This window comes from Coleofasciculus sp. (genome assembly GCF_046565525.1).
Classification (GTDB): Bacteria; Cyanobacteriota; Cyanobacteriia; order Cyanobacteriales; family Coleofasciculaceae; genus Coleofasciculus.
This window is the reverse complement of sequence record NZ_JBKHUP010000090.1, coordinates 21236-32510: the sequence shown is the minus strand read 5'-3', so window position 1 is coordinate 32510 and position 11275 is coordinate 21236. Positions and strand designations below refer to the sequence as shown.

At 47.6% G+C, this 11275-nt stretch carries 10 protein-coding genes and 1 tRNA gene; 6 read left to right on the top strand and 5 right to left on the bottom strand.

Features of this window, described 5'->3' with window-relative positions; all coding sequences use genetic code 11:
- Positions 1-78: 78 nt before the first annotated feature.
- From ACLGGO_RS26625 to ACLGGO_RS26610, 4 genes are all read right to left on the bottom strand, one after another.
- Positions 79-1446, bottom strand: a complete 1368-nt coding sequence (locus ACLGGO_RS26625) for an AtzE family amidohydrolase (RefSeq protein WP_446421539.1) — start codon at positions 1444-1446, stop codon at positions 79-81.
- Positions 1443-1631: a DUF4089 domain-containing protein gene (locus tag ACLGGO_RS26620; RefSeq protein WP_446421538.1), complete on the bottom strand. Its 189-nt coding sequence runs from the start codon at positions 1629-1631 to the stop codon at positions 1443-1445. The genes ACLGGO_RS26625 and ACLGGO_RS26620 overlap by 4 nt, the downstream gene beginning before the upstream one ends.
- 41 nt (positions 1632-1672) lie before the next feature.
- Positions 1673-3250: a metallophosphoesterase family protein gene (locus ACLGGO_RS26615; protein ID WP_446421537.1), complete on the bottom strand. Its 1578-nt coding sequence runs from the start codon at positions 3248-3250 to the stop codon at positions 1673-1675.
- A 94-nt stretch (positions 3251-3344) separates the two neighbouring features.
- Complete coding sequence (locus ACLGGO_RS26610) at positions 3345-3608, bottom strand: hypothetical protein (RefSeq protein ID WP_446337884.1); 264 nt, start codon at positions 3606-3608, stop codon at positions 3345-3347.
- Between the two features lie 276 nt (positions 3609-3884).
- On the opposite strand from ACLGGO_RS26610, the gene ACLGGO_RS26605 reads away from it, so the two are divergent.
- The 4 genes from ACLGGO_RS26605 to ACLGGO_RS26590 all read left to right on the top strand — a co-directional run bounded on the left by ACLGGO_RS26605 (position 3885) and on the right by ACLGGO_RS26590 (position 6407).
- Positions 3885-4649, top strand: a complete 765-nt coding sequence (locus ACLGGO_RS26605; protein ID WP_446421536.1) for a PEP-CTERM sorting domain-containing protein — start codon at positions 3885-3887, stop codon at positions 4647-4649.
- A 150-nt stretch (positions 4650-4799) separates the two neighbouring features.
- A complete protein-coding gene (locus ACLGGO_RS26600) occupies positions 4800-5741 on the top strand; it encodes a TIGR04168 family protein (protein WP_446421540.1) in 942 nt (313 codons plus the stop codon).
- Positions 5742-5771: 30 nt separating this feature from the next.
- A tRNA-Ser gene (locus tag ACLGGO_RS26595) sits at positions 5772-5856 on the top strand.
- A 95-nt stretch (positions 5857-5951) separates the two neighbouring features.
- Positions 5952-6407 (top strand): DUF3531 family protein, encoded by a 456-nt coding sequence (locus tag ACLGGO_RS26590; RefSeq protein ID WP_446421535.1) that lies wholly within the window; start codon positions 5952-5954, stop codon positions 6405-6407.
- A gap of 365 nt (positions 6408-6772) precedes the next feature.
- Here the strand turns inward: ACLGGO_RS26590 and ACLGGO_RS26585 are convergent, their stop codons facing one another.
- Complete coding sequence (locus ACLGGO_RS26585) at positions 6773-7765, bottom strand: ribose-phosphate pyrophosphokinase (RefSeq protein ID WP_446339103.1); 993 nt, start codon at positions 7763-7765, stop codon at positions 6773-6775.
- Between the two features lie 631 nt (positions 7766-8396).
- Between ACLGGO_RS26585 and ACLGGO_RS26580 the strand changes: the two genes are divergently transcribed.
- Together ACLGGO_RS26580 and bioD are read left to right on the top strand one after the other, a co-directional pair.
- Complete coding sequence (locus tag ACLGGO_RS26580; RefSeq protein ID WP_446421534.1) at positions 8397-10382, top strand: protein kinase domain-containing protein; 1986 nt, start codon at positions 8397-8399, stop codon at positions 10380-10382.
- Positions 10383-10425: 43 nt separating this feature from the next.
- Positions 10426-11103, top strand: a complete 678-nt coding sequence (bioD, locus tag ACLGGO_RS26575) for a dethiobiotin synthase (RefSeq protein ID WP_446421533.1) — start codon at positions 10426-10428, stop codon at positions 11101-11103.
- Positions 11104-11275 lie beyond the last annotated feature (172 nt).

Here is an 11275-nt window from a genome sequence, read left to right as displayed (position 1 = left end):
GTTATCAGTTATCAGTTATCAGTTATCAGTTATCAGTTATCAGTTATCGATCACTGTTCACTGACCACTGTTCACTGTTCACTGACTCTCCAATACGGCAGCTACGCGCAGTATCATGGCTTCATTATAAGGAGCGGCAATAATTTGCACACCCAAGGGCAGAGAACTAGAGGGCTTGACAGGAACTGATAAAACAGGTAATCCAATAAATGATAAAGGTTGGGTGAATAGTCCCAAGTTTGGGCGCACTAATACCTCTTCTCCCCCAATTACCATTGTTTCTTGATCTAAGCCAGGGGCGACACAAGGCGTAGTCGGGGCGAGAATAATATCCACCGTCTGAAACACTTCTCGTACCCTTTGGCGATACCATTGGCGAAACCGTTGCGCCTGAATGTACCATGAGGCGGGAATTAAAGCCCCCGCTAAGAAGCGATCGCGCGTGGCTCTGTCAAAGTCTTGCGGACGCGATCGCAAGTTGGCAAAATGTAGATTAGCTCCTTCTGTAGCTGTAATAATATAAGCTGCCGCTCTTGCCCGATGCGCTTCAGGTATCCTAACTGTAGCGGTGACATTTAGCGCCTGGGCGACTTTGGCGACAGCATCCAAGGCTTCTGGGGTAGCGCCTTGAGAAAAATACTCCCCCGCCACCGCAATCCGTAATCCTTCAATTCCCTCTTCCAGTTGTGGTAAACAAAGTTCTGGAGGACGTTGTGTACAAACCGGATCACGTTCATCGCTTCCCTGAAGGATATCATACGCTGTCGCAATATCCCGTACTGAACGGGCAAACGGACCAATATGGTCTAAACTACTGGAAAATAAAATAGCCCCTGCCCGTGATAAACGCCTGTATGTTGGTTTTAACCCAAAAACTCCGCACAGTGAAGCCGGAACCCGGATTGAACCATTGGTATCCGAACCCAAGGTAAGGGGGACTAATCCGGCTGCAACCGAAGCGGCGGAACCGCCAGATGATCCACCGGAGACACGAGTCGGATCATGAGGGTTTGGTGTTGCCCCATAATGACTATTTACAGTCACAAACCCATAGGCATATTCATCCATATTTAAAGCCCCCACCAGCACCGCCCCCGCTTGCTTAAGTCGGGTAACGGCGGTAGCATCGTGGTTGGCTGGGGGATTTTCGGCATTAATTTTTGAGCCGGCTAGGGTGGTTAATCCAGCAATATCAAATAAATTCTTCACCGCAAAAGGAACCCCAGCCAAGACGCCAGGAAATTCCCCTCTCGATATCGCTTGATCCACCCGTTCCGCCTCAGCGATTGCTGTATCAGCGGTAACGGCGGTAAAACAATTTAAGCTAGAGTTACGGGTATCAATCTGCGCCAAACAATCCCGCGCGATCGCACTTGCGGTTACTTCACCCTGATAAACCGCCGTAGCTATCCCCACAGCGTCGGCTTGTCTCCAATTAAAGGTCATGGTTCAAAGATGGGTGCAGCTTCTATAGTATCCGGTAAGGGAAAATCATTCACCAATTGTGCGATCGCGGCAATCCGAGTAATGTTATCGACGACACTAGGACGGTATTCTGGGTCAATCGGCAAATCAATCAACTCCGCCATGCGATCGACATATTCACTAACATCAAAGGTTTCTTTGGTCATAGCTGAATCTGTTATGAATTCCGTTACATAAGACCTGTTTTCTAACCAATAACAAAGGCTTCCTGGGAATAATTATTCCAGGTTCGGTGACAGCGTTCAGCAATAAACGGTTGAACTCGGAACTTCGGCGGATCACCCTCTAGAACATCAATCCGTAAAAATGAATAGAGTCGCTGCTTTTTAGAACCATGACCATGACGACCGGCATAAAAGCGCGATCGCGCCACCATACGGGAGGGACTATTATTAATAAACCCAACAGATTCCATTATCTCTGAACCTTCTTTGCGTTGACGGCGTAAACTATGACCACTCCCACCGCAGATAATCCAGGGCATATAAGAATCCGCGTGTCCGGTATCAACCGTTTCTAGATATTCTAAACAGTGGGCATGACCGGTGAGCACCAAATCCACCAAAGGACGCCCCTGGGCTAAATCACCCACCTCCGTCGCCACAGCATCCAAAACTTGACGGAGGCGGCGACGAACTGCCCATGTTTGTGCCTGTTGCCATTTGGTGGCTTCGGTTACGTAGGGGGGATGATGCAGGTAAATCACCCGTCCCCGTACCTCTTGAGTCTGCCAAGACTGGGTTAGCCGTTGGCGTAGCCAGTCCAATTGTTCAAAGTCAATAGTGGTTTCTTCATCCGATGCCAATTGTTTATTAATATCCAAGCTTAGTTCATCAATTTGCTCTAATTTCACATTCAAATCATCAAGCTGTTCTGCCTCTTCCGGGTTATCCGCATTCAGGGTAGCGGAGGTTTCCATCATTTGCATTTTTTCCGCTTCTAGTTCATCCCGTCGCTGTTCTAAAAGGCGGCGAAAGGCTTCCCCTTCTGGCGTAGCTGGAATCGGTGCGGGGGCGTTAAAGGTATTGGAATCAAGGGCAAAAAAGTCAATTCCGCCACTACGGAACGTATAGTAACGGTTCGGTAAACGGGTAAACTCTCCGGGTTGGTAGCGCAAGCAACGTCCTGTGTCTGTTTTCGCCGTATAGTGGTGGTCTAGATGATTTTCCAACTTTCCCCACTGCTTCAATGGCTTCAGATAGTCCAGGAATGCCTTGGTGTAAGCTTTACCCTGATGTGATCCGTGCCAACCTACATTCAGATCGAGTTTAGTCTTCAACAGGTGGCGCAGGGGCCAAGTTACCTGTGCCATAAAGCCATAGACGAAGGGTAAATCATAGTAATCGTGATTTCCAGGGATGGTGAGGAAGGGAAGATTAAACACCATTTGGTCATAAGAAATTTTATGGTGAGAGTCGCCATCGACGATAAACTCGCGGTAGGGTTTGATAAAGTTTTGGGGATAATATTCACTCGAACCTACCTGATAAACCACGTCACCGGTATGCAATACAAAGCGGCAGTCATTGCGGTGATTTAGCATCATTTCCACAATTTTGCGTTGTGGATCATGTTGTTTATGAGATCCAAAGCCTGTATCACCGACGACTAAAAATGAGAACTCTGGATGATCGGGTCTCTCATCGTCTAGTACCAGCCGAGTTTGATCGATATCCCGTTCAACGATTAACGGATCTTGCCAGCGAACTCGTTGTTTCATCTGCTGGATTTTTTCGGCAATAGGGGGATCGGACACAAATTGCATAATGGTTCACTGCCAAAGGTTTGCGTTTTGAGATTATCCTCCGATATCTAGAATGATCATCTATCTGAATGTGGGGATCTGGGCAAACGATGCTCTAGCGAGGAAAACACTTGCGTAGCATGATTTGACCGACTAAACCATTTTCCTTTGGGGATGCGAAATGGACAACCTCAATCACCGTGAAGCAGGGTCCAATATGGTGCAGCATCCCTTCAGCAAATGAGATCAACTCGCCGCAACAGGGTAGCCGAGATAATTCCACCCGTTCTCCGTTTAAGTCTTCTAACTCCGGTGAATAGTCTTTATGGGATGTTCTGGGGGCATTCTCGAACATCATTTGTACTTTAACCCATTCCATGAATAATACACTCCTGACTCAACGCCTATATAGGGTAACTCCCAATTGCCACATTTTCCTCACTCCGATAGAATTTTAGCGACGCTGATTAATCAAGGGATCATACCGATTACTGAGCCACATCCAACTTTTCCCAGACATTGCACTCCAGGCAAGGGCTTCAGCCAGCAATTTAGGCAGGTTAAATGAGGGGGGAGAATCCTTAATATTTTTCTCTGCTCAAAGAATTAAACTAGATATAGAGCAAAATACTGTCTCGTCTATTTTGGAGGTCACATGAATACGATACAAAACAAGCTAGTCACCACAACCTTGGCGGTGGGAGCCTCTGTCCTCGGTTTTGGCATGTTATCTCAACCTGCTGCGGCGATTAATTTAACCTTTGTAGGCGAGGGTGATGCTGTCCCCGAAGGCTGGACTAACTTGAACTGGACGGTGGAAGGAAGAGCGGGTGCTAAAGGCTTTGCCGACTGGGAGTTTGCCACCAAAGAAGATGATGGATTGAGAACTGTTGAGCAGTTGAACTGGAATTGGCAAAATGGTCAAGAAGTGCCATGGATGTTAACGTGGGATGGGAATACCGTTTCCTTTAGCCTCGGTGGGCAAACCATTGCCTTTAACCAACAGAACCCACCTGCTAAGTCTTTTAATGGCTTTTACCTCTGGACAAGAGCAACAACGGCATCGGGTAAAGTCGATCCTGAGACTAAAATGTTTCTGGAAGTCAACCAGGTTAATGGAATCGCAGTCAATCCAGTGTTCAGTTCCGCTATTGCCCCCCCAGGTGAGGGTAAGACCACTATCACGAAAAACTATTTTGCTAGTGATACCTCAATTAAATCGCTTTCAGGTATTGCCAATATGAGTTGGCTACTGGGTTCTCCTAATCCTAACCAAGCGAATGCTCGTTCGCTAGTGGGCTTGAAAATAGAAGGATTTTATGATCCTTCTGCTTCAGTACCAGAGCCAGGTACAGTTGCAGGAGTATTAGGGATGGGGTTGTTCGGTGTCACTTCGGTGCTACGGCGTAAAAGAGCTTAGAGTCGAGGGCGAGCAGATTAAAAAAGTGGACACGATTTGTGTATTTCCCTAGCTGTTCGCCCAGATCAGCCTCCATCGGTGTTTCGTGATTAAGCCAACGAGTGCGGCTTTTTTTATGCTGGAAGGGGGAATAATTAAAAAACCATGAATATGACCAGTCATAATCAGCCATCTATTAAAATAGCCGTCGTTGGTGATGTTCACGATCAATGGGAAGCACAAGACGCGATCGCACTCCAACGGTTGGGTGTTGACTTGGTGCTGTTTGTCGGGGATTTTGGCAATGAGTCTGTGGGTGTGGTTGAGCGAGTTGCTGCGGTTGATCTGCCCAAAGCTGTGATTCTGGGAAATCACGATGCTTGGTATACCGCATCAGCTTGGGGACAGAAAAAATGTCCATACAACCGTCAACAGGAAAATTGGTTACAGGATCAGTTAGAGGCGCTCGGAGATGCCCATGTTGGTTACGGATATTTGGACTTTTGTGATCTTCAGCTTTCGGTAGTCGGGGCTCGTCCGTTTAGTTGGGGGGGATCAGCATGGAAAAATCAGGATTTCTATCGAGATTGGTATGGGGTCAACAGTTTTGAGGAGTCTGTTGAACGAATAGTCGCCGCCGCCAAAGCGACAGAATACAACACGATTCTGTTTTTGGGTCACAATGGACCAACGGGGTTAGGCGAGGAAGCCGAATCGCCTTGTGGTAGGGATTGGCATCCCTTGGGCGGAGATCATGGTGACCCCGATTTTGAAGCCGCGATCGCACAAACTCAGGCGCTGGGAAAACAGATCTCCTTGGTCACATTCGGTCACATGCATCACCGATTACGCCACACAACCAAGCGATTGCGAACTATTGTCACCACCAGTTCACAGGGAACGATGTATCTCAATTCAGCCAGTGTACCCCGAATTGTGAAAACGGAAACAGACCGACTGCGAAATTTTTCACTGGTGTATCTGAAAGAGGGTGTGGTGGCTTCAATTTCTCTGGTTTGGGTGGGAAATGACTATTCTGTAGTGCTAGAAGAGTTTCTCTATCGGCGCCCTCAACCCGTTGGCGGACAATTTGTTTCTAGACAGTCGCCATGAACGCTTAGGCTTGGTATGATAGATAAGCCTGGAGAGGTGGCAGAGTGGTCGAATGCGCTCGACTTGAAATCGAGTGACTCGAAAGAGTCCGTGGGTTCGAATCCCACCCTCTCCGTTAGTGTTGGGGAAGCTGGGGAAGCAGTCTTGATTCCGATTCCCTGTTTCAGCTTAACCTTGTCAAATTTCTAGATAATTGATGATTGATGACCTATGCGGGTAGAGTTTCGCGAGTATAACCCATTCGATTTGTGGATCTGGCTAGAGTTTGCCACAGTTCCTTCCCCCATGGAAAAAGATTATATTGAAGAGTTATTCAATTCATGGTTTTACTTGGGAAAATTGGGCGGATTTGATGCGGAAAATCTCCAAGTGCAGGAGACAGGTGTGGATATCAGCTATATGGACTATGATGACCGAGAAACAGACAGCACCCTCATGGCACTGATGCACAATCAAGGAGACTTTGATTATCAGGGAACCTGGGGACGATGCTGGTTTGATTTAGGTACATCTGATGCGATCGCACTTGATGTTCTGATCAATTCCCTGAAGCAACTGTCTCAAGAATATGTTCACATCGAACGGGTGATCATCGGTGGTGAGAATGAAGATTGGCCCGTAAAAAGCCGTCAAGAATCTATGTTTTACCGGAAAAGCGATGGGTGAAGGCTCCCACGCTCTTTAGCTGGGAGATGAAACCGAGCGAACCGTCTAGGTAGCGAATTTATTCGCCAGTCAAATAATTCGGATAACGTTCTACTATTGTGGTAATGTAAATACAAGTCGCGGGAGGGCATTCCGAGACTATAAACGGACGTGGAGAGGGTGTAAGACCTCATTTGGAGGCAACCTTCAGCGAAGCGTCAACCCCAATCAGCGACCACCCCTAAAAAGGTGGCGTGGTGAGGAATCCCCCGCGCTCTTTAGCCGGGGGAGGATGTCAAGAGTCTCAGGATAACGGAAGAGCGCGGTGACATCCTCTCCTCACCACGCCGTAGGGGTTTGGTAACCAAACCCCTACGGAATGGGGGTTAACTAAACATGCTGCTTACTGAACTATCTTCATGAATGCGCCAGATGGTTTCTCCCAGCAAGTTGGCGACCGAAAGCACTGTAAGCTGCTTAAAGTAATTGTCTTGGGCAATTGGAATTGTATTGGTGACAATCACTTCCTCAAAGATTCCACTAGAGAGGCGTTCAATCGCAGGTGGCGAAAAGACCGCATGAGTAGCACAAGCATACACTTGCCGCGCTCCCTCTTGACGCAGAATTTTGGCACCTGCAGCAATCGTCCCCGCCGTGTCTATCATGTCGTCTACCAAAACAGCCGTTTTGCCGTTGACATCTCCAATCACATTCATGACTTCTGCGACATTATGCGCTTGCCGTCGCTTGTCAATAATCGCTAAGGGCGCATCATTGAGCTTTTTGGCAAAAGCCCTGGCTCTCGCTACCCCTCCTACGTCGGGGGAAACAACCACCAGATCAGGTAATTGCTTGCTTGCCAGATACTCCAAGGTTACTGGAGAACCGTAGACATGATCGAAGGGAATATCGAAATACCCTTGGATTTGGGCAGAGTGCAAGTCCATGGCTAACACCCGATTCGCGCCCGCCTCAGTAATCAAATTTGCCACTAATTTAGCGGTAATTGACTCCCGTCCTGCGGTTTTGCGATCGGCTCTAGCATAACCATAATATGGAATAACAGCAGTAATCTGCCGTGCGGATGCTCGCCGACAGGCGTCAATCATAATCAGCAACTCCATCAGGTTGTCGTTTACCGGATGGCAACTGGGCTGAATTAGGTAAACGTCGCACCCACGGATGGATTCTTGAATTTGGATGTATAACTCGCCATCCGCAAATCGTTTGCGAACCATCGGTCCGATGTCCATGCCCAAATAGCGAGCAACCTCTTGTGCCAGTGGCACATTGGCAGACCCTGAAAACAGTCGGAGACGATTATTATCCGCGATTAGCGGCAGCGTAGGCTGAAGCGTTAACGTTGCAGAACGGCTCACAGCAGACCCTCGAAGCTCATTTCAAGGCAATCTTAACATTTGCTGTTCTCTATCGTTCTACTATTTCTCATAAATTGACAAATCGGGCAATCGTAATCCTTGCCCCCAAGCCCAAAGATACCACTGGTTTTAGATTTGCTGCTTTGGGATGCTGCCTAAGTTGTTCATTTCATCCATTTGACGCAGTAGTTTTTCCATCGAATTGACTGAAATATGCAATTATTAATCAAAGTCATCCAAACAGGCTGAATAATTATTTCTTTTTTTATAAACTCGTGAGCCTTAAAATAAATCAGTCAAAAGCCGGAGGCGGGACAAACCCACTTGAGTAAGTACCTCGACACCTAGAGCTATAAGCTGTTCGGCATTTAAACCTTAATGTCAATAATGGCTCTCATCCTCGGTGGGCGAACATCTTGCTCGTTACTAATACCCCATTTAAATGCATGACAGCTTAGCCAAATGCCCACAATCGGGAAAAAGCGACGAGTCCTAGGGATAGCTTAGCCTAGGTACGTCACATAAAATAAATGTAATAAATGCCAGGAAGTGACCTTCTTCTCATAGAATTTATAGTTGTAGACGAGGAACTCACCATCCTGTTTTCCCCTAAACTCCAATTCACAAGCTCATGGAACAACCGATCGCCTCTGGAACTATTCTGCAAGCCCGTTACCACTTGATCCGGGTTCTGGGTCAAGGGGGATTCGGTCGCACTTACCTCGCGGAAGACCTGAATCGGTTTAAAGAACTCTGTGTCCTCAAAGAATTAATTCCGCCTCAGATGGAAGCCTATACCTTGGAGAAGTCCAAAGAACTCTTTCAACGGGAGGCAACTACCCTCTATCAAATTAAACACCCTCAAGTCCCCGAATTTCGAGCCACCTTTGAGCAGGATGGACGGTTGTTCTTGGCACAAGACTATGTTGAGGGGAAAACCTATCGAGAGTTACTCAATGAGCGCTTAGAAGGCTTGGCGGGCAATCCCACACCGGGATCGGAATCTGTGGGTATTCCGACGCCACCTCAGAGTACGCATAAGGGAAACCCTGTCTTCTCAGAAGCCGAAGTTAAGCAGCTACTACAGCAATTATTACCCGTACTAGAACATATTCACAGCAAGGGAATCATCCACCGCGATATTACTCCCGATAATATTATTCTGCGCGAGGGCGACAAACTCCCCGTATTAATTGACTTCGGTGTGGTCAAGGAACTCGCTACCCGTTTGCAGTCGCCGGATATGGCAACCCCAGCCACAACAGTTGGGAAACTCGGCTATGCCCCCAGCGAACAAATTCAAACGGGCAAATCCTATCCCAGTAGTGACCTCTATTCCCTGGCGGTAACCGCCGTTGTCCTACTGACAGGCAAAGAACCTAGGGAGTTACTGGATAATACCCAGTTAACCTGGAACTGGCAACGATGGGTTAGTGTGAGTGACGAATTTGCCCAGATTCTGAACCGGATGCTAAGTTATAGACCAGGCGATCGCTACTCATCTGCAACAGATGTATTACAAGCCCTGCAATCTCCGCCTCCCCCAGCCGCCTCTGCACCCGAACCAAACGCCAATGTCTCACGTATGGCAACAGTAGCCGTGGGACGACCTCCAGAACCGCAAAGGACACCAGCCAGAACAGCAGCAGCGTCAGAACCCGTAATTCCGGAACCCGATAGTGACTCGATTTGGGAAAAACCTGGGGTTATTGTGGGAATTGGTACAGTACTGGCTTTGACGGTATTGTTGGGTTCTTGGGCAATTTTTAGCCGATTAAGAGAAGAACCGACTTCCCCAGAAATAATTGGAGCGTCTCCTTCCCCCACTGAAACTGAATCACCGTCTCCTTCTCCCACTGCAACTGAATCACCGTCTCCTTCTCCCACTGCAACAGAGTCCCCTTCACCCTCACCTACTCCCACCCTACCCCGAACCTATAGTCAGACTCTGGCTCTGTCTGTTGGTGAACAACGTTCTATAGAACGCTCATTACAGCCGAATGCGATTGTAAACTACCAGATTCAGGCAGAACAAAACCAGACCTTGGAAGCATTTATTCCCACCGAAGGTGTCTACATGACCGTCCTCGGACCCGATGATCAACCGGTGGGCAATCGCGCGACACGGGTGCAGCAATGGCGAGGGAAACTCCCCTATAGCGGGGAATACACAGTTCAATTAAGTTTAATTCCGGGACTTCCAGAAACCGATTACCAACTTAATTTAAACTTAACTGAAGCTCCCCAACCCACACCTTCGCCAACACGAAGTCCATCTCCCTCTCCCTCTCCTTCTCCCTCTCCATCTCCCACTTACGAAACCGAACAGCTCGTAATTCCCCAAGAAGAACAAGCAATTCAGTTTCAAGGTCAAACCGCACCGCAACGGGTAAAACGTTACCGTGTTAATGTGGAATCCAATCAGCAATTAGCGGTAGAAGTTATTCAAGGGAATGTCACGTTAAATATCCGCAATCCCAATGGTCAGCTTGTCGAAGATGCCTCAAATGTAAACTTTTGGCAGGCACAATTGCCTCAAGGAGGTAACTACATTATTGATGTGATTGCTCAAAGACCAACCAATTTTACACTAGGTGTCAGTCTCACTAATCCTTAGGTCAAAGTCAAACAAAGAACAAAAGACAAAGGATGAATGACTAATGACCAAGACATTACTGATTACGGGTACAAATACCGATGCGGGCAAAACGGTATTGACTACTGCCCTCGCCGCCTATTGGCAAACCTATTATCCACAAAAACGTCTGGGAATTTTTAAGCCCATTCAAACGGGAACAGGGGATTGGGAACATTATCACCAGTTATTGAACCTGGATCAAACCCCTCAAGACATTGCCCCTTTACAATTTAAGCACCCTGTCGCCCCGCCCGTCGCGGCAGAACGGGAAGGACGACCGCTAGAATTAAAAATAGTCTGGCAGGCATTAAATCGCCTGCAGCAGCAACGGGACGTGGTGTTAGTTGAAGGACTAGGAGGACTCGGTTCACCTGTAACCCATGAGTTAACCGTGGCAGATATTGCCAGAGATTGGAAACTACCCAGCGTGATTGTGGTGCCTGTGGAACTAGGCGCGATCGCACAAACGGTGGCAAATGTTGCCTTAGCACGTCAGTCGGGCGTTCTCCTTAAAGGAATCGTCCTCAATTGTGTTCAGCCTCGTTCAGCCACAGAGATTGCCGATTGGACACCCATTGAGTTGATTCAGTCGCTGACACAGGTTCCCATTTTAGGTATCTTGCCCCATTTAACTGATCCCACTGACCTGAGCAAACTAGCTCAAGTGGCATCTGAGTTAGAAATAGAGCGATTGTTCTAGTATCAAGGAAAATCCTGGTGCTGTTTTAAGAATTCACGCAAATCTATTGAAATACCTGAAATTCTGTAACAGGTATATCAACATAATGGCGAATATCAAGGAAAATTGGAAAACTACTAACTACTTTTTCCAGGTAATCACCCATTCCCAATAATTTCCTGGGTCATCTACG

Coding starts and splice junctions, on each gene's coding strand:
- ACLGGO_RS26625 (WP_446421539.1), bottom strand. CDS start 1,446: ATGACCTTTAATTGGAGACAAGCCGACGCTGTGGGGATAGCTACGGCG.
- ACLGGO_RS26620 (WP_446421538.1), bottom strand. CDS start 1,631: ATGACCAAAGAAACCTTTGATGTTAGTGAATATGTCGATCGCATGGCG.
- ACLGGO_RS26615 (WP_446421537.1), bottom strand. CDS start 3,250: ATGCAATTTGTGTCCGATCCCCCTATTGCCGAAAAAATCCAGCAGATG.
- ACLGGO_RS26610 (WP_446337884.1), bottom strand. CDS start 3,608: ATGGAATGGGTTAAAGTACAAATGATGTTCGAGAATGCCCCCAGAACA.
- ACLGGO_RS26605 (WP_446421536.1), top strand. CDS start 3,885: ATGAATACGATACAAAACAAGCTAGTCACCACAACCTTGGCGGTGGGA.
- ACLGGO_RS26600 (WP_446421540.1), top strand. CDS start 4,800: ATGACCAGTCATAATCAGCCATCTATTAAAATAGCCGTCGTTGGTGAT.
- ACLGGO_RS26590 (WP_446421535.1), top strand. CDS start 5,952: ATGCGGGTAGAGTTTCGCGAGTATAACCCATTCGATTTGTGGATCTGG.
- ACLGGO_RS26580 (WP_446421534.1), top strand. CDS start 8,397: ATGGAACAACCGATCGCCTCTGGAACTATTCTGCAAGCCCGTTACCAC.
- bioD (WP_446421533.1), top strand. CDS start 10,426: ATGACCAAGACATTACTGATTACGGGTACAAATACCGATGCGGGCAAA.